Raw genomic sequence first — 16,647 nt, forward strand, 5'->3', positions numbered from 1 at the left:
ATTCCTGCCGGGAACGGGACGACCGAGGGCGGCCGCCCCGGTCATGCAGTCAGGTTCCCGCATGACGATCAACGCGGGCCGGCTATTTGCCGACCGCGCCGCCGAGCAGGCCACCCGCCAGCGACGTCACCGGCGCGAGCGGATTGGAAAGACCGCCCAGCGGCGAGCCGGCGCCGCTCGTAACGGCCACGGAGCCGTCGTGCACGGTCGCCGGAATGCCGCCGACCACGCTCGTCACCAGACCGGCGACCGGCACCGCGCCGTTCGCGCCGCTCGGGTTCACGAGGCCGCCCGCATTGGTCACCGTGTTGCCCGCCGCCCGAACGAGACTGCCGGCAGCGCCGACGATCGGCTGCGGCGACGTGGCCGTCACCTGCCATCCGGCCGACGTGATCGCCGCCCCGAGCTGTCCGAGCAGGCCCGCGACCGGCTGTCCGAGCCCGGTTGCGGTGCCGGCCTGCTGCGTGAGTTGACCCGCCGTCGTCACGACCGGCGTGATCGCGGTGCCGAGCGCTTGCGTCGCCTGCTGGACCGGACCCGACGACAGCGTCGAGCCGAGCATGGCGCCGCCTGACTGCAAGCCCCCGGCCGCCGTGTCGAGCAGGCCTCCGACGGGCGTCGTGATCGGCGCGAGGGGCGACAGCGGGCCGGAGCCGAGCGCCTTCACCGTTTCGCCGAGGCCGTTGACCGGGTTGCCGATCGAGCCGACGACGGTGCCGAGGCCCGTGACCGTCCTGCCAACGGGGTCCGGCGTGAAGCCGATCTGGCCGATACCGTTGCTCACCGCGTTCGTCGTATCGCGGATGAGCGTGCCGACGCCGGTGACCGTGTCGGCCGGCCCGGCCGTCGCGGCCTTGCCGACGCCGGGCAACGTCACGTCGCCGAGCGTCGAACCCGCGGCCAGCACGACGGCGCCGGCGGAACTGATGATGCCGTTCGTGCCGGGTGTGCCGCTGGTTCCGCTGGTTCCGCTTGTGCCGCTGGTTCCGCTTGCGCCGCTCGTACTCGTCCCGATCGTGTTACCCGCCGGCATCGGCGCCGTAACGTCCCCGCCGCCGCACGCCGCGAGCGCACACGCAGCGGCAATGGCGACGAGCGCAACGTTCGCCTTGATGAAGTGATCTTGCATGCAAGCCCCCGTTCGCTATTCCTCGCGATCACTCCAACAAGCATCTACCGTGCCATTTCCATCGGCCTCCTTCACAGTTTCACAAGCGCCTTGCGATGGCCGTCCAGCCCGCGCCGCGGGGCAGCGCGCATCGAATGCGGATCGTACCGCCCGGCCCGTGCAGGCATTTCGATACCTGCGTTACGTAGCACGATAAAAAACCGACGACGCCCCGTACACGCGCCGCATCGTCGTCACGGCCGCTTCACCAGCTTCACGATCGTCGGTGTGCCGTTGACGTTTTCCACCCGCACCCGGACCTTGTCGCCCACATGCAGCGACGGAATCATCGCCGCGTCGCCGGCCTTGAATGCCATCGTCATCGGCGGCATCCCGATGTTGTCGAGTGCGCCGTGCTTCAGTGTCACGCGCCCGCGCCCGGCGTCGATTTCCTTGACTTCGGCATCGGTCAGTTTCGCATCCTGCGCCGACGTGCCCGCATCGCTTGAATGCATGCCCGACATGTCGCCGCCCGCCAGCGCCGGCAGTGCAACGACCGCCATCGCGCACGACGTGGCGACGGCACGAAAGCGGATCTTCATCGGGCGCCTCCCTTCGTGTCCGGCCTGTTCCTGTAGCCAGCCGGTGCCGCGCCTCACACGATCAACGTCACACCGGCCCAGGCAATCAGCACGACGCCGAGCACGCGGCCGATACGATCGCCGCCGGGCAGAACCTTTTCCACGAACACGAACAGCGACAACGCGACGATCCACACGACATTCATCACGCCGCCGACGAACAGCAGCGCCATCAGCAACCAGCAGCAGCCCACGCAAACCACGCCGTGCCGCGCGCCCAGCAGGAAGCTGCCCGCAACGCCCGGACGCCAGTGCGCGACCAGGAACGCCGCCGGCGCGCGGCATTGCCGCAGACACGCGCGTTTCAGCGGCGAAAATTGATAAAGCCCGGCCAACGCCAGCACGATGGCGGAAAGAAGCGCGCTCTTCGACCACAGCATCATCGCGGAGATCAGCCCGGCCGGCTGCAGCAGCGCCTGAAGCAACGCCGCGCCGATCGAGAACGCGAGCCATGCCGTCAAATAGCCGGCCAGCAGGGCCACCGACGTCAGCGCCGATCCGGCCGCCCCGTTGCCGTGCTGCCGCAGCACGCGCCGGTACAGCATCACGAGCGGCGCGGCGCCGGGCGTCATCATCGCGATCATCATCACCCACCACATCGCGATCACGGTCGGCAGAGACGGATCCATGCTGCCCATGCCGTCCGCCAGCCGATGCGGAAACAGCGCGACGGTCGTCATCTCCAGCGCCGACATGCCGGTTCCCGCGCCCGTCCACAGGTAGAACCAGCACAGGCCGACGAGCGCGGCCATGCCGAGCAGCGTGACGGCACGCTCGCGCGCGAGCCAGACGTCGAACGGAGTCATGCCGCGGCGCGATGCCGGATCAGCCCGTGGTTGTTCAGATGCAGCCGCGCGAATTGCGCATAGGTTCCGTCGAGATTCAGCGTGATGTTGCCCTGCGAGCGCCCCGTTCCCGAACCGATCTCGGCCAGCTCGTATTCGAAACCGTGCGGCAGGTCGATTCGCACACGGTGCTCGTCGCCCGTCACCGGATTGCGGATCGGTTCGCCGGTGGCATCGAACACACCGTCCACGTGAATCCGGCCGCGCCGGGCGTCGACATCGACGTCGAAATCGATCGCCGTGAAGATCGGATCGAACGCGTGTTCAAGCGTCGACGCATACACCGAGAACATCGTCGCAAATGGATCGGTATCCTGACCGGTCATGATCTTCAGCACGGCCTCGCGCTGCGCCGGACTCGCGCGCTCGTCGACGATCGGCTGGCACTTGCCCTTGCCTTCGTGAACCGCGCCCGGCCACTGAAACACCACCGCGATCCTGACGCCATCGAGCACCACGTCGCCGTAGTGGCCGCGGTCGATCGAAATCGCCCCCATCGCTTCGCAGTTACCGTTGGTCGGCAGCGCATTGAACTGACAAGGGCAACCGTATGAGCAATTGCAGCTGATCATTTCGGTTCCCTGAATTTCCCACGGCGTCATGGATCCACCTCGCGCGCTGAAAGAAGACCAACGCTTCGAATCTAGTGCACGCGATCGGGGAAAGCAAAGCGGTAACGACAGCGTGAAAACCGTCGGCTCCGGCCTCACGTCAGACGTTTCGGGACCGGTTCGCCGGGTTGTTCCGAAAACCGTCCCGTCACGCTGTTCTCACACAATCAGCGACACGACAATCGCACACCACACCGCGCCCGCGCCGCACAGAAACACGCGTCGCGCGACGAACATTCTCGACTCGTCGTCGGGCGTTTTCATCGGAGACGTCGCGAGAAACGGCACGCTGGCGAGGCACGCGAAACCGGCCAGCGCGGGAACGATCACGACGTAGTCGCCGAACCGCCAGGGCAATGCTTCGTGCAATCCCCAGTAGCCGAGAAACAGCATGCCGATCGAGAACATCGTGGCTGCCGCCGAGCTGAGCGCGACCACCGATCCTGTTGGAAATTGCACGGGAACCTCCCCTCGCGCCGCGCGCGATGCAACGCCTGTCCCCGGCGATCGGCATGATCTCGTCCGCCGGCAGCGGAATCAGACGTTCGTTTCGGACTCGCATGCATCGAGCGCACCGCCGCGCCTCGTCAGCGAATGCGCGTTGTCACGGATTGACGGGATTCGATCCGGTCGAGCGGTATTTCGTGCCTGTTCACCCGGGCAGCACGACCATTACGTGGCTAACCCGGTTTCTTCGTGCGCTGCGCAACGGAAATCCACCCCACCACCGCCGCGGCGACCCAGCAACAGGTAATCATCAGGTCCAGATCCATCAGGCCCTGGAAATTCACACTGTTTTCGAAACTGCAGCGCCGATGGCCCCTGACCCACATGCAGCCGCTGATCAACTGCTGGATATGCATGTAGATGCTGTACACGGCAACGGCCGACGCGATGACGGCGACCCGCAGGCTTATGCTCGTTTTCATTGACGCTGAAGGCATAGGATGGTCTCCCACCGATCTTAAGCCAATGGCGACGCACGACGCAATCGACCCGGTATCGACCCGATTGACCCGATTGAGCCGCACGCGTAAAAGCCCATCGATCTCGCACGGCAACGCGGGCCACTATGACGACCCAGAACACGATTGCACTGATCGTCGATCCCGACGGCGGCGGGCGAATTCACGACATCGCTGCGCACGCACGGCATACGCGAGTCGTGACGAGCGACACGAACGATCCTGCGATCAGGCAGATCCGGAATACGCGTCGAGCAGAACCGAATCGAGCCGCGAAGGCGGCGTGACGTCATGCGGCGCGCGGGCATGCCGCTTGCGTGCGAGAGGTTTCCGGGCTGCTGACACCACGCTGTCGGCAGGCAACGTCCGGGCTCGATCGACCGGCACCCGAGGCGCCCCGCCCGTGGCCCATGCCGAAGGACCGGCCGCCCCTGGCCGGGCGCACCGTCAAACGCCGCGGCGCGCCCCTGCTCACGCTGTGCGTCGCCGTACTCATGGCCCAAGTCGACACGGCCGTCGTCAATCTCGCCACGCGCGATCTGCGCCTATTTCCATGCCGGTGTCGGCGCATTGCAATGGGTCGTCGACAGCTACAACCTCACGTACGCGGTGCTGCTGACCGGCGGGCTGCCCGCCGACCTGTACGGCCGCCGCCGCGTCTTCTTGGCCGGCACGGCCGTCTTCATCATCGCGTCGCTGCTGTGCGCACTCGCGCCCCGGTGTCGGTGCTGATCACCGCACGCGCGCTGGCGGGCGTCGGCGCGGTCGTTCAACTGACAGGCGCGGCGGTGTCGGCCGTCAGCGTGCAGCGGGCGGCATGACGCGCCACCTGCGTGCTCGCCCTTCGCTCAACGATGCTTCCCGCCATGCTTACGCGCCCGATGCTCGGCGCGCTTATTCAACAGCACCGGCATCAGTTCCTCGATGTACTGCCGTGCCTGCCCGCGCGTGACGATCTCGCTGAAGCGCTGGTGAGCCTGTTCCTGGCCGACCAGGGCCGCATGGGCTTTCCTCAGGACATGCAGATAGGCGATCAGGCTCGTGCCGTCGCGCACGGGCAGCGCATCGCGTGCGTCCGGGGTCGGGGTGGGACTCATGTTCCGATCCTTTGTGGACAATCCGTCCGGCACGTCGTCGTGACGAGCCCGAGCAGGTCGTTGGCGAGACGATCGCGGTCGGTCAGCGGCGCGAGGCCGAACAGCCGCTCGAGCGTCGCGCCTATCGACGCGTGGTCATACGGTGTGTGATCGACGTGCCCGGCCGCGACCCACGGTGAAATCACGATCGCCGGCACGCGCACGCCATACACGTCGAAGCCGAAGCCGCTCGCATTCAACGTGGCCGGCGCGCCATCGTTAGGCGGCGGCGCAGCGCCTGGCCTGACCGAATCGTAGAAGCCGCCATGCTCGTCGTAGACGATCACGAACAGGCTGCTGTTCCACACCGGCGAATTGCGGATCGCGTTGTACACGCGCGCGGCGAGCCGGTCGCCGCCGGCCAGCCCGTCCATCGGGTGCTGCGAGCTGCCGTTCCGGTAGGTGCCGTGCACGATGTCGCCATAGCCGGGCTCGATGAACGTGTAGCGCGCGGTGTAGCCGGCCGCGAGATCGGCTTCGAAATGCGCGAGATCGTCGACGTCGAAGAAGCTGATGCCCTTCAGCGATGCGACCTGCGGCACGTGGCCGAGCGGGTCGCCCGACTGGTCCTGGTAGATGCGCCAGTGGTCGCCGCCAAGTGCATCGAAAATCGAACCCTTCGGATAGCGAAAACCGTCGAGCGTATCCCATCCGGCCATCTCCTCCCGGGTCGGCGAATGGTCGAGGCCGGCCGACGAGGCGCCATGCAGGAAGAAGCGATTCGGCCAGGTCGGCCCCGGCATCGACGCGTGCCACGCGTCGCACAGCACGAACGCATTCGCGAGTGCATACAACGACGGCGCCTGCGTGCGGATATCAGCGCCCTGCATGATCGTGCCCGCATTGTCGGCTTGCGGCGGCGAGCCCTCGGAATGCGACGTCGCGTAGTTCGACACAAAGCCGGAATTGTCGATGCCCGGATACGGCTGCCCTTTCACGAACGGCACGCCGGCGCCGCAAAGCTGTTCGAGCACGTCGGTGAATTCATGGCACGGATCGGTCGGCATCTGGTCCGGCGCGCCGCCGCCGAACGGATAGACCGCGCCGCCGTACGCGTTGCTGTCGCCCGGCGACGCGGCGACGATGTCGGCGATGCCCGACAGCGCGAACAGGTGATCGAAGGAACGGTTCTCGAGCATCAGCACGAACACGTGCCGGATGCGATCCTGAGCCGCGGGTGCGGCGGGAGCGGAAGAAGATGCGGGGGCTGCGTCTGCACTCATGGCGCCTCCTGGCGTCGCGCGACGAATGTCATGCGAGTACGATCGTCGGCCCGTTGAAAGCAGCTGCACGGCTCGAAAGCCACGTACACGGGCCGCGAATCGCCGACGAGTGTACGGCTGCGCCGGCCGGCGCGTAAAGAAACATGCCGTGCATCACGAACGCATCGCGCCAGCCGTTGACTTCCGCCGGACGACCCGATACGATCGATCCACTTTCAAGACGCCCTCCCGGTCCGCCGGGAGGGCGTTTCGTTTTGGTTCCCGGACCAAAAGGAAACGACTTGAAATGAACCTTATCGACACCCTCGCCTCCCGCCCGGCCAGCGTGCCCAGCGGCCTGGGCTACCTTCAATACGGCACGGGCCCCGAGTGCGTGATGGTCCTGCACGACTGGCTCGGCGACCACACGAACTACACGGCGCTGCTGCCGTATCTGGACGAAACGGCCTTCACGTACGTATTCGTCGACCTTCGCGGCTACGGACGATCGATCCACATGAGCGGCACGTACACCGTCGGCGAGATCGCGGTCGACTGCCTCGCGCTCGCCGATCGGCTCGGCTGGCAACGTTTTCACATCATCGGCCATTCGATGACGGGCATGGCGACGCAACGCATCGCCGCCGATGCTCCCTCACGCATCAAGAGCGCGATCGCCGTATGCCCGGTGTCGGCGGCCGGCAATCGCCTGAGCGGCGACGCGCATGCATTCTTCGCGAGCACGACCGTCGACGACGATGCATTGCGCCGGCTCGTACGGTTCGTGACGGGTGGATTGTCGGCGCGTTGGGCCGAAGTGAAGCTGCGGCAGAATCGCGAACGCGTAGCGCCCGCATGCCGGCTTTCGTATCTCGACATGCTGACCGGGGCGGATTTCGTCGACGACATCCGCGGCCTCGACACGCGCTATCTGGTCATCGTCGGCGACAAGGACCCAGGGCTCGACGAAGCGGCGATGCACGCGACGTTTCTCGCATGGCACCCGAACGCACGGCTGCTAAAAATTCCGAATTGCGGGCACTACCCGATGCAGGAATGTCCGCCGTATTTCGCGACGATCGTAGAAGATTTCCTGCGAGACGCGGCCACTTGAGCGTTGCACACGCACAGCGGCCGGAGATGACCTCGGCCGCCGCGGCGTAATGACGCCGACGGCGGCCGACGAGCGGCGCAAATCGCGCTCTCCATCCAGTGTGTCCGGCCGCATGACGGGGCCGGACGGATGACGATCGGAGCCGTGTTGCGCGCCCGATCGTTACTGCTTAGCGGCGCGGTTGCCCGCTACGCGGCGGACGCGGCGAGTTCGCGTCCTTGTGCCGGAAGTTGATGCGGCCCTTGGTAAGGTCGTACACCGACAGTTCCAGCGTCACGCGATCGCCCGCGAGAATGCGGATGTGGTTCTTGCGCATGCGGCCCGACGCGTATGCGCCGACCACGACGCCGTTTTCCAGCGTGACACGGTATTTGCTGTCCGGCAGCACTTCGTCGACGATTCCGTCCAGTTCCAGCAGTTCTTCTTTTGCCAAACCAATTCCTCCAGACAAGGTGATTGACCGCGGCCGCGGCAACTGCCCGGCGCCGCGCCCGCAAACGGGACGGCGGCCGGCAGGCGGCCGGGATCGGTTCGTTCAGACGGGCCTCGGGCCTGTCTTGCGATCGGAGCCCGGCGCGTTGCGACGTTCGGGCGGTCGGTGGCTGCGGCGCCAGCAGCGCCGCGCAAGTCGGGACCGCGCCAGCTACGGCATGGCGGCGGTCTGCTCGGGTTGATGCGTTGAAGCGGTGATGCGCTCGCGAAACGACGTGCGCTTCGCGAGGGCGTTGCGTCGCATGCGGTTCACGCATGCGATGAGGGAGGCGTCACGACCGATGCATCGTGAATGTCGCGATGCATCGGTCGTGCGCATCGGAACGCGCGGGCCGCCGTCATGCAGCGCCCCGCGCGATACTCCATCCGGCATCGGCCGCCGCTTGGCGCCCGATGCCGATGCGACTTACTGCGGCGTGATGTTCGACGCTTGCAGACCCTTCGGGCCGCGCTTCACTTCGAAGCTGACCTTCTGGCCTTCGGCCAGGGTCTTGAAGCCCGTGCCGCGAATTTCCGAGAAATGGGCGAACAGATCGTCGCCGCCGTTGTCCGGGGAAATGAAACCAAAGCCCTTGGTTTCGTTGAACCACTTGACGGTACCGGTATCCACAAATACTTCCTTAATACAAATAATTGAACATGCGCCCGCGACGGGCACAGAAAGAATCAAAGAGGGAGAGACCAACGACTGCCGCACGGTGTACGGCCAATGATGAGCAATCGGACTTCTTGATGACTTCGGTCTCGGACACTACGCGGTAGTGACCGTTTCGTCAAGTTATTTTGATGCGGCGCACAAGCGCGGGCCGTCGGGCGCTGGCCAGGATGCCGGCCGCTCATGGGGCTACATCGCCTGTCGGGACGAGAAGATGAGCGGTGGAAATAGGGGGCTGATCGTTGATCAGGGGTGGCCGCGATCAGCTTGTGAGTTCGTGCGTCGGATCGGGCGCGCAAATGTCCGAACATCTGGCTGGGCCCGATATCGACCGACAGGATGTTCTCCGCATAGCCGGACAGGATCATCGCCATCCAGGCCTCGAATGCCGATGCCTGGCTGTGATCGTCGCGATGACGAATCAGATCGACACCGCGCCGCAGCTCGGCCACCGCGACCACGGACGGATAAAGCGGGCTCGCTTCGGCTTCGGCCTGAAGAATGTCCTCCGCACGCCGAGGTTGGTTCGCTTGCCCTTCCTGATTTCGCTGATGACGCGCGTATCTATCGGATAGGCGGGATGACCCGCCCCTACTTTCTTTTATTTCAATTGGTTAGATGCGGTTTTTTTGTAGAAGAATACCCTTGCAAACTGCGTAGCTGCATGCCGGTAAATCAAGCGCCTCCCATATGGCGCTGACGAGAGATGTCCCGTACTTCTGCCAACACCGCGCCGGAGAAATAGGAGTCTTACATGGCACCCAATAACCAGAACGCATTCACCGCTCTGCGCTTGCTCTCAGCCTACGCGGTCATCATCACTCACAGCTACGTCGTGCTTGGCCTCCCCCATGACTGGCTTGAAGCCCACGGCTTCCCGCAGTTCAGCGAGTTCGGAGTAAGCTCGTTCTTCGCGGTCAGCGGGTACCTCGTCTGCAAATCGTTGCAGCGCAATTCGAACCCGTTCGTCTACTTGCGCAACCGAGCTCTGCGAATATTCCCAGGGTTGTTTGTGCTCGTACTGCTTACGATCTTCGTCGTCGGCCCGATCATGACGCATGGGTGGTCTGCCGGCTGGCTAAAATACCTGACGAACCTTTCTCTATATCGACTCGTCCCGACGCTTCATCAATTCTTCGTGACGAATCCGGTTGCTGTCATCAATGGATCTCTCTGGACGTTATCGCTCGAGGTAACGTGTTATCTGATGCTACTTGGCATATCGTGGGCGGGGGCGTTGAATTGGAAGGGGCTATTGTTGATGCTGATCGGCTGTTACGTGGCGCTGATGGGTGATTTGCTCTGGCAAGGGAACTACCTGATCGGCATGAACACCTTCCAGCTTTCTCGCCTTGGCGTGTTTTTCTGGGGAGGAGCGTTTCTCGCGACTGTAACTTTGCCGCGCAGCTGGATCCTATGGGCGGCTTCGGTCTTGCTGGTCCTGCTACCCTTCTATCTGTTCGCGGCCAGTCCAAACTGGAAGATCAGGGCGTATGCCTTCAATCTGCTGCTGCCGTTCGTTGTTATTTTCGCGGCGGAACGCCTGCCTAGGCTAGCCTTCCTGAACCGCTTCGACATTTCGTACGGCGTTTATATCTACGCGTTCCTAGTGCAGCAGATTCTGGTGTGGCACTTCGGAATCGGCATTAGCCCGACCAAGCTATCTCTTTTCACCGCCGCCATCGTAACCCCACTCGCCGCAGCTTCATGGTTCCTCGTAGAAAAGCCGGCACTCGCTCTGAAAAGCGGATTCGCCGGCTTTCGGAGAAAAGGTGTGCAAACGTCTTCCGCATAGCGCGCCACGCATCGACGCGCGTCGCGTCGACGACGACATAACCCCACGCACGGACATCAATCATGCCGGCGTGCTCCTGATTCAGTATCCGCTGTTCGTGCAGGATTCTGGCCGGGGGTGACGGCCTTACATCGTCCGTCGGGACGAGAAGACGAGCGCTGAAAGGCTCTGAGTGTGAAATGTCGCCGCCGGGTTAGGCCGGTCGCGGGAACCAGCGTCGAGGCGCTGGCCTGCGTGCCGACCTCCGCCCGCCCTGGCTTCGCACGACGACTGCCACCACGACGCTAATCGAACGGATTCAGTAACCGTACGCCGGTGCGAGCGAAATCGTCGACGTTGCGCGTGACGACCGTCAGATCGTTGATCAGCGCAGTGGCCGCGATCAGCTTGTCGAGTTCGTGCGTCGGATCGGGCACGCGCAAATGCCCCCACATCTGGCTGGTCTCGATATCGACCGGCAGGATGTTCGACGCATAGCCGGACAGGATCATCGCCATCCAGGCCTCGAGCGCCGACGCCTGGCTGTGATCGCCGCGATGGCGGATCAGGTCGACACCGCGCCGCAACTCGGCCACCGTCACGACGGACAGATAAAGCGGACTCGCTTCGGCTTCGGCCTGCCTGAAGAACGCCCGCACGCCGCGGTTGGTTCGCTTGCCCTTCCTGATTTCGCTGATGACGTTCGTATCAATCAAAAACACGCCTGACCTCGCCTGAATCCTGAACACGTTGGAAATCCGCGTCTTCGCCCACCTCGGGCATGCTCATCAGCACTTGCGCAAACGTCTGCCGCTTCGGCCGGCCGAGCGCTTCGGCCAGAATGGCTCGATGTTCGGCCTCGGCGCTCCTGCCATTGGCCGCCGCCTGCTCGCGCAGGCTTTGAACGATAGTGTCATCCACGTTACGCACCAGAAGATTTGCCATGAGTACCTCCATCCAGATTTGCTATCAATGATAGCGCCATGAAGGTAAATTGCAAGCATTGCTATCACTTTCATGACCGGACGGACCTCGGGTCGGCGTGCACCAGCAACAGCGGACGGCACGAATCCGCCCTCTTCCACCGCTGGCCCGACGCGTCGAACTGCTGTCGCCCAAGGTAAGCCGGAGCGGCCCGATGGGGAAGCCGGCCGAATGGCCAATCGAGCGCCAATGACGACGGCGAAGGTCCGGCCCACGAGGAACGAAATTTGCGGGGCGAGCCCAGCGGGTGACAAGCACCGCGAATACGGGCGCCGCCTCGATTCGCCCTGAAACATCGTGTTGCACAACGGGCCGCCACATCGCCCGCGCCGCACGTGATCGTTTGATACCATCGGATCACAAGACCGGCGATCGAAAGCCGTGCGAAGCGCGCAGAAGACCTTGCATCGACGCGGACCATCCGACCATCCGTGCCTGACATCCCGATCCAAGACACGAGACGCTCTTCAGTGGACTTTGTTACGCCCTCTCTGAAAACCCTGTTCTCCCCGACACCCGACCAACTCTACTTCCCGGCATGCGTTGCGGCCGTGGCGATCATCGCGTGGCTCGTCGCGCGGCACGTACCGTTCTACCGGTCGGCCGTCGACAAGTCGCTGTCGATGCGCTATCGCAATCTCGACGGTTTCCGCGGCCTGCTGGCCGTCTCCGTGGTCTTCCATCACTTCGCGTGCAATCAGGCGTTGCTGTCGACCGGTGTCTGGGGCGCCGGCACCGATTTCCTGCGCAATCTCGGGACGATTCCCGTCGCGATGTTCTTCATGGTCACCGGCCTGCTGTTCTGGGAACGCGCGTGCCGAGGCGCGCTCGACGTGCGGACCTTCTTCGTCGGACGCGTGCGACGCCTCGCGCCGCTCTATCTGTTTTACGCGGCCGTCATCGTCATCTGCACGCTTTACTGGTTTCCCCGCAACGCCGTCGGCGCACCGGCGCAGTTGCTGGCCGACCTGCTCAAGACCGTTTCGCTCGGCTGGTTCGGCGCGTTCCCGATCAACGGAGCGGAGCGGACGCCGTATCTGAGCGGCGTCTGGTGGACCCTCGCCTACGAATGGCGGTTCTACGTCGCCGTCCCGTTTCTCGCATGGTTCGTCGCCACACGTGCGTGGCGCAAGCTGCTCGCGCTCGCGATCGTCACGGCCTGCGCGGCGTTGTTCGGGCCGCCCGGCGGCATGGCGCTGCTGTTCGCGCTTGGCGCGGTGGCCTACGAGATGTCGCGCCACCCCGCGATCCGCGCGCGGCTCGCCACGAAACAGGCGGCGACCGTCGCGCTGCTGATCCTCGCGATGTCGCCGTCCCCCGCCGAACGCTATTCGATCGAAGGCGCGCTGCCGCTGCTTCCGGTGTTTCTCTGCATCGCCAGCGGAAACACGTTCTACGGGCTGCTCGAAACCCGGCCGCTCGCGCTGCTCGGCACCGCCAGTTTCAGCATCTACATGATCCACATGGTGATCGTGTACATGATCGTTCATGCGTTCAACAAGTTCGTTTTCCCGATCGATTCGGCCGGCGATTCCGGCATCTGGGCGCTCGCGCTCGCATGCGCGCTGGTTGCCGTCTTGTGTTCGCTGCTGACTTACCGCTACGTCGAGCATCCGTTCATCGCCAAGCGCCACGATGCGCGCCCGGCACGCGGCTCGGACGGGCGAACGCGCGCGTGCCGCGTCGAGCAGCGTCCCCCCGGCGACGAACATGCCCTCGATGCGGTCGGCGATACCGCTTCCCGATGACCGGCGGAATCGGTACCATCGAGCGCTTGAAGTCCGGCGGGCGCCGCGCGACCGTGCACCGGCGCCCGTCTCTCGTACCATCGATTTCGCCATGTCCCGGGAACCCACACATTCCGTGCTGCTCTGGATCGTCGCCGCTGCGTTCTTCATGCAGTCGCTCGATACGACGATCGTCAACACCGCGCTGCCGTCCATCGCACAAAGCCTGCATGCGTCGCCGCTCGCGATGCAGCCCGTCGTGGTCGTCTACACGCTGACGATGGCGATGCTCACGCCAGCCTCCGGCTGGCTCGCCGACCGGTTCGGCACGCGCCGCGTATTCTCGGTCGCGATCCTCGTGTTCGTGCTCGCGTCGATCGGCTGCGCGGCGTCGCACACGCTCGGCCAGCTCGTCGTCGCGCGCGCCGTGCAGGGCATCGGCGGCTCGATGCTGCTGCCGATCGGGCGGCTCGCCGTGCTGCGCCGCGTGCCGGGCGAGCAGTACGTCGCGGCGATCGCGTTCGTGTCGATCGCCGGCCAGCTCGGCCCGATCGTCGGGCCGACGCTCGGCGGCTGGCTCACGCAGGCGATTTCGTGGCACTGGGTGTTCATCGTCAACGTGCCGGTCGGCGTGATCGGTTTCATCGCGGTACAACGCTACCTGCCGCACGACCAGGCGACGCAGCCGCCGCCGTTCGACTTCGTCGGGTGTGCGCTGCTGTCGGCCGCGATGATCGCGCTGTCGCTCGCGATCGATCCGCCGATGTCCGCGCACCGCGCCGCGTGGGCGGCGGGGCTCGCGGGGCTCGGGCTGGCAAGCGCGCTCGCGTACCTGCCCCATGCGCGGCGCCGCACGCAGCCGCTGTTCCGGCTCGGGCTGTTTCGCGAGCCGAACTTCGGCTCGGGGCTGCTCGGCAACCTGCTGTGCCGGATCGGCACGAGTTCGGTGCCGTTCCTGCTGCCGCTGCTGATGCAGGTGCAGCTCGGCTATACGCCGCTGCAATCGGGGCTGATGATGCTGCCGGCCGCGATCGCGGGCGTCGTCGCGAAACGCTGGATCGCGCCGCTCGTGAAGCGCTTCGGCTATGCGGCGTTTCTGGTCGTGAATACGGGGATCGTCGGCTGCGCGATCGCGGGGTTCGCGCTGGTGTCGGCGCGGCCCGCGCCGGTGCTGGAAGGTGTGCTGCTGATCGTGTTCGGCGCGGCGAATTCGATGCAGTTCGCCGCGATGAACGGCGTGACGCTCAAGGGGTTGTCGCATGCCGATGCCGGCAGCGGCAACAGCCTGTTCACGATGATGCAGATGCTGGCGATGGGGCTGGGCGTGTCGATCGGCGGCGGGCTCGTCAACCTGTTCGCCGCCTATCGCGGCTCGATGGCGCACGGGTTCATGCTGTCGTTCGCGTGCATGGGCGCGGTGACGCTGCTGTCGTCGGTCGTGTTCCGGCGGATCGATACGGCCGCGCCGCCGGCCGGTGCGGCGGCGCGCCCGTCCACGTGATCGTGGCCGTCAGTTCACCTGGCGGCGCTCGACGACGCGCTTGAGCACCCAGCGGATCGACGAACCGTCGGCCGGCGGGCGCGCGGCGCGGTATTCGTCGACTTCGAGCGTGTACAGGTAGCCGGGCTGGTAGGCGAACCCTTCGATTCCCGCGTACCACAGGCTCCACGGCTCACTCGCGCTGCCACGAACCTGCAGGCACTCCATCGGCGCGACGCCCGTGCAGCGCGCGGACCGCGGCGCGACATAGACGGTCTTCGTCACGGGCCTCCCGTCGGCCGGGCGCGCGGCACTCGGCGCGGGTGCCGCGGCGTCGGTCCGGCATCCGGCGACGAGCGTGCTGCCGGCAATGACGGCCTCGCCGAGCCACGTTCGGATCGTGTGAATCATCGGGTATGCGTCTGCGAGCGTGGAAGGGCCAATTAGACGAACCGCCCGGCGAGAAGGTTCACAAACACCTTACGGACCGCGCTCGACGACCGGCGTTGATCGGATGTCGCGTGCAAGCCGATACGTCACCGTGCTCCGGTTCCGCCGCGCGCTTCGTCACCGGCCAGGCGATCGCCGTCGACGACGGCTTCATCGTATGGCGATCGTGTACCATCGGCGCTTCCGATACGCCTTCGCGTGCTGCGTTCGTCCGCCCGGCCACGCCCGCGCGATGCGCGCAGCGCGTTTCCTTCGCATGACCTCATCCGCTTCGCCCGACACGGCACTCCGGCCGCTGCCGATCGATACGCTGACCGTGCCGGCCGCGCTCGACGGACGCACAGGCACCAATCGCTCGGGCAGCGCGCATCCGCAGATCGCCGCGACCAACGATCTCGACGCCGTGCGCGCGTGGCTCGCGCGCTTCGTCGATACGCCGACCACGTTCCAGAACTACCGCAAGGAAGCCGAGCGCCTGCTGCTGTGGGCGGTGATCGCGTGCGGCAAGCCGCTGTCGTCGCTCACGCACGAGGATCTCGTCGTCTACCGGCAATTCCTGCTCGCCCCCGCGCCGGCCGAGCTATGGTGCGCGAACGGCGGCCGCAAGCATCCGCGCGACGATCCGCGCTGGCGGCCGTTCTACGGGCCGCTGTCGGCAGCCAGCCAGCGGCAGGCGCTGGTGATCCTGAACGTGATGTTCTCGTGGCTCGTGCAGGCCGGCTATCTGGCCGGCAACCCGCTCGCGTTGTCGCGACAGCGGCAACGCCGGCCCGCGCCGCGCGTCACGCGCCATCTCGGGCAGCCGCTGTGGCAATCGGTGAAGGATGCGATCGCCGCGATGCCGCGCGACGATGCCCGCGCATGCTTCCATGCGGATCGCGCGCGGTGGCTCTTCACGCTGCTGTATCTCGGCGGGCTGCGCATCACCGAAGCGGCCGATACGACGATGGGGCAATTCTTCTGCCGGCGCGACGCGACCGGGCGCGAGCGCTGGTGGCTCGACGTGACGGGCAAAGGCGGCCGGCAGCGGCTCGTGCCGGCCACCGACGAAATGATGGCCGAGCTGTCGCGCTACCGGCGTGCGCACGGCCTGCCCGCGCTACCGCGCGACGGCGAAACCACGCCGCTCGTGCTGCCGGTCAGCCAGGCACGCAAGCCGCTCACGCGCGCGGCGCTGCACCGGATCGTGAAGCAGGTGTTCCGGCACGCGGCCGACCGGCTGCGCGCGAACGGCGAGGCCGGCGAGCAGCCGGCGCGCGTGCTCGAACAGGCGTCCGCGCACTGGCTGCGTCACAGCGCGGGCTCGCACATGGCCGACGGCCGCGTCGACCTGCGGCTCGTGCGCGACAATCTCGGTCATGTGTCGCTCACGACGACGAGCCAGTATCTTCACGCGGACGACGACTGGCGCCATCGCGAGACGGAAGAGAAGCACCGGATCGGATGGTAGGTGCGCCTCGCGG

Annotated in this window: 18 protein-coding genes and 2 pseudogenes; 6 read left to right on the forward strand and 14 right to left on the reverse strand. The window is 65.6% G+C overall.

The window, feature by feature from the left end:
• Positions 1 to 82: 82 nt before the first annotated feature.
• The 6 genes from CFB89_RS23045 to CFB89_RS23075 form a co-directional block, all read right to left on the reverse strand.
• On the reverse strand, positions 83 to 1,129 hold the full coding sequence (locus tag CFB89_RS23045) for a collagen-like triple helix repeat-containing protein (RefSeq protein ID WP_179233514.1): 1,047 nt from the start codon (positions 1,127 to 1,129) through the stop codon (positions 83 to 85).
• A gap of 233 nt (positions 1,130 to 1,362) precedes the next feature.
• Entirely contained in the window at positions 1,363 to 1,710 is a 348-nt protein-coding gene (locus CFB89_RS23055) for a copper-binding protein (RefSeq protein ID WP_089469887.1), read from the reverse strand.
• A 53-nt stretch (positions 1,711 to 1,763) separates the two neighbouring features.
• On the reverse strand, positions 1,764 to 2,555 hold the full coding sequence (locus tag CFB89_RS23060) for a DUF2182 domain-containing protein (protein ID WP_089469888.1): 792 nt from the start codon (positions 2,553 to 2,555) through the stop codon (positions 1,764 to 1,766).
• A complete protein-coding gene (locus CFB89_RS23065; protein ID WP_089469889.1) occupies positions 2,552 to 3,196 on the reverse strand; it encodes a DUF1326 domain-containing protein in 645 nt (214 codons plus the stop codon). The genes CFB89_RS23060 and CFB89_RS23065 overlap by 4 nt, the downstream gene beginning before the upstream one ends.
• A gap of 168 nt (positions 3,197 to 3,364) precedes the next feature.
• Complete coding sequence (locus tag CFB89_RS23070; protein ID WP_089469890.1) at positions 3,365 to 3,664, reverse strand: hypothetical protein; 300 nt, start codon at positions 3,662 to 3,664, stop codon at positions 3,365 to 3,367.
• Positions 3,665 to 3,885: 221 nt separating this feature from the next.
• Positions 3,886 to 4,134 carry a hypothetical protein gene (locus CFB89_RS23075; protein WP_089469891.1) on the reverse strand — a complete coding sequence of 83 codons (249 nt, stop codon included), beginning with the start codon at positions 4,132 to 4,134 and terminating at the stop codon, positions 3,886 to 3,888.
• A gap of 446 nt (positions 4,135 to 4,580) precedes the next feature.
• On the opposite strand from CFB89_RS23075, the pseudogene CFB89_RS23085 reads away from it, so the two are divergent.
• Positions 4,581 to 4,946: pseudogene (locus CFB89_RS23085) on the forward strand (MFS transporter); the annotation flags it as partial.
• Positions 4,947 to 5,018: 72 nt separating this feature from the next.
• Here CFB89_RS23085 and CFB89_RS23090 read toward each other — a convergent pair.
• Entirely contained in the window at positions 5,019 to 5,267 is a 249-nt protein-coding gene (locus CFB89_RS23090) for a hypothetical protein (RefSeq protein ID WP_089469893.1), read from the reverse strand.
• Positions 5,264 to 6,529 carry an alkaline phosphatase family protein gene (locus tag CFB89_RS23095; RefSeq protein ID WP_089469894.1) on the reverse strand — a complete coding sequence of 422 codons (1,266 nt, stop codon included), beginning with the start codon at positions 6,527 to 6,529 and terminating at the stop codon, positions 5,264 to 5,266. The genes CFB89_RS23090 and CFB89_RS23095 overlap by 4 nt, the downstream gene beginning before the upstream one ends.
• A gap of 286 nt (positions 6,530 to 6,815) precedes the next feature.
• On the opposite strand from CFB89_RS23095, the gene CFB89_RS23100 reads away from it, so the two are divergent.
• Positions 6,816 to 7,622 (forward strand): alpha/beta fold hydrolase, encoded by an 807-nt coding sequence (locus CFB89_RS23100; RefSeq protein WP_089469895.1) that lies wholly within the window; start codon positions 6,816 to 6,818, stop codon positions 7,620 to 7,622.
• 169 nt (positions 7,623 to 7,791) lie between these two features.
• Here the strand turns inward: CFB89_RS23100 and infA are convergent, their stop codons facing one another.
• From infA to CFB89_RS35475, 3 genes and pseudogenes are all read right to left on the reverse strand, one after another.
• Positions 7,792 to 8,055 carry a translation initiation factor IF-1 gene (gene infA, locus CFB89_RS23105; RefSeq protein WP_006483034.1) on the reverse strand — a complete coding sequence of 88 codons (264 nt, stop codon included), beginning with the start codon at positions 8,053 to 8,055 and terminating at the stop codon, positions 7,792 to 7,794.
• A gap of 465 nt (positions 8,056 to 8,520) precedes the next feature.
• On the reverse strand, positions 8,521 to 8,724 hold the full coding sequence (locus CFB89_RS23115) for a cold-shock protein (RefSeq protein WP_006483056.1): 204 nt from the start codon (positions 8,722 to 8,724) through the stop codon (positions 8,521 to 8,523).
• Between the two features lie 296 nt (positions 8,725 to 9,020).
• A pseudogene (locus CFB89_RS35475) lies at positions 9,021 to 9,337 on the reverse strand (VapC toxin family PIN domain ribonuclease); the annotation flags it as partial.
• Between the two features lie 186 nt (positions 9,338 to 9,523).
• Here CFB89_RS35475 and CFB89_RS23125 point away from each other — a divergent pair.
• Positions 9,524 to 10,564: an acyltransferase gene (locus tag CFB89_RS23125; RefSeq protein WP_089469897.1), complete on the forward strand. Its 1,041-nt coding sequence runs from the start codon at positions 9,524 to 9,526 to the stop codon at positions 10,562 to 10,564.
• A 284-nt stretch (positions 10,565 to 10,848) separates the two neighbouring features.
• Here CFB89_RS23125 and CFB89_RS23130 read toward each other — a convergent pair whose 3' ends face one another.
• Positions 10,849 to 11,265 carry a type II toxin-antitoxin system VapC family toxin gene (locus tag CFB89_RS23130; RefSeq protein ID WP_179233516.1) on the reverse strand — a complete coding sequence of 139 codons (417 nt, stop codon included), beginning with the start codon at positions 11,263 to 11,265 and terminating at the stop codon, positions 10,849 to 10,851.
• Positions 11,252 to 11,488, reverse strand: a complete 237-nt coding sequence (locus CFB89_RS23135) for a DNA-binding protein (protein ID WP_089470578.1) — start codon at positions 11,486 to 11,488, stop codon at positions 11,252 to 11,254. Before CFB89_RS23135 ends, CFB89_RS23130 begins: the two co-directional genes overlap by 14 nt.
• A 509-nt stretch (positions 11,489 to 11,997) precedes the next feature.
• On the opposite strand from CFB89_RS23135, the gene CFB89_RS23140 reads away from it, so the two are divergent.
• Both CFB89_RS23140 and CFB89_RS23145 read left to right on the forward strand, forming a co-directional pair.
• The gene (locus CFB89_RS23140; protein ID WP_256979746.1) at positions 11,998 to 13,275 is read left to right on the forward strand and encodes an acyltransferase; all 1,278 of its coding nucleotides are present in this window, start codon (positions 11,998 to 12,000) and stop codon (positions 13,273 to 13,275) included.
• A 91-nt stretch (positions 13,276 to 13,366) separates the two neighbouring features.
• A complete protein-coding gene (locus CFB89_RS23145; RefSeq protein WP_089469899.1) occupies positions 13,367 to 14,755 on the forward strand; it encodes a DHA2 family efflux MFS transporter permease subunit in 1,389 nt (462 codons plus the stop codon).
• Positions 14,756 to 14,764: 9 nt separating this feature from the next.
• On the opposite strand, the gene CFB89_RS23150 is transcribed toward CFB89_RS23145, so the two are convergent.
• Positions 14,765 to 15,145: a DUF4377 domain-containing protein gene (locus tag CFB89_RS23150; RefSeq protein ID WP_089469900.1), complete on the reverse strand. Its 381-nt coding sequence runs from the start codon at positions 15,143 to 15,145 to the stop codon at positions 14,765 to 14,767.
• Between the two features lie 295 nt (positions 15,146 to 15,440).
• Here CFB89_RS23150 and CFB89_RS23155 point away from each other — a divergent pair, with 295 nt between their 5' ends.
• The gene (locus tag CFB89_RS23155) at positions 15,441 to 16,634 is read left to right on the forward strand and encodes a tyrosine-type recombinase/integrase (protein ID WP_089470579.1); all 1,194 of its coding nucleotides are present in this window, start codon (positions 15,441 to 15,443) and stop codon (positions 16,632 to 16,634) included.
• The last annotated feature ends 13 nt before the right edge of the window (positions 16,635 to 16,647 follow it).

Source organism: Burkholderia sp. AU16741 (assembly GCF_002223345.1).
Classification (GTDB): Bacteria; Pseudomonadota; Gammaproteobacteria; order Burkholderiales; family Burkholderiaceae; genus Burkholderia; species Burkholderia sola.

Excerpts from the sequence above, each read along its gene's own strand:
- CFB89_RS23045 (WP_179233514.1), bottom strand. The coding sequence starts at position 1,129 with ATGCAAGATCACTTCATCAAGGCGAACGTTGCGCTCGTCGCCATTGCC.
- CFB89_RS23055 (WP_089469887.1), bottom strand. The coding sequence starts at position 1,710 with ATGAAGATCCGCTTTCGTGCCGTCGCCACGTCGTGCGCGATGGCGGTC.
- CFB89_RS23060 (WP_089469888.1), bottom strand. The coding sequence starts at position 2,555 with ATGACTCCGTTCGACGTCTGGCTCGCGCGCGAGCGTGCCGTCACGCTG.
- CFB89_RS23065 (WP_089469889.1), bottom strand. The coding sequence starts at position 3,196 with ATGACGCCGTGGGAAATTCAGGGAACCGAAATGATCAGCTGCAATTGC.
- CFB89_RS23075 (WP_089469891.1), bottom strand. The coding sequence starts at position 4,134 with ATGAAAACGAGCATAAGCCTGCGGGTCGCCGTCATCGCGTCGGCCGTT.
- CFB89_RS23090 (WP_089469893.1), bottom strand. The coding sequence starts at position 5,267 with ATGAGTCCCACCCCGACCCCGGACGCACGCGATGCGCTGCCCGTGCGC.
- CFB89_RS23095 (WP_089469894.1), bottom strand. The coding sequence starts at position 6,529 with ATGAGTGCAGACGCAGCCCCCGCATCTTCTTCCGCTCCCGCCGCACCC.
- CFB89_RS23100 (WP_089469895.1), top strand. The coding sequence starts at position 6,816 with ATGAACCTTATCGACACCCTCGCCTCCCGCCCGGCCAGCGTGCCCAGC.
- CFB89_RS23125 (WP_089469897.1), top strand. The coding sequence starts at position 9,524 with ATGGCACCCAATAACCAGAACGCATTCACCGCTCTGCGCTTGCTCTCA.
- CFB89_RS23135 (WP_089470578.1), bottom strand. The coding sequence starts at position 11,488 with ATGGCAAATCTTCTGGTGCGTAACGTGGATGACACTATCGTTCAAAGC.
- CFB89_RS23145 (WP_089469899.1), top strand. The coding sequence starts at position 13,367 with ATGTCCCGGGAACCCACACATTCCGTGCTGCTCTGGATCGTCGCCGCT.
- CFB89_RS23150 (WP_089469900.1), bottom strand. The coding sequence starts at position 15,145 with ATGATTCACACGATCCGAACGTGGCTCGGCGAGGCCGTCATTGCCGGC.
- CFB89_RS23155 (WP_089470579.1), top strand. The coding sequence starts at position 15,441 with ATGACCTCATCCGCTTCGCCCGACACGGCACTCCGGCCGCTGCCGATC.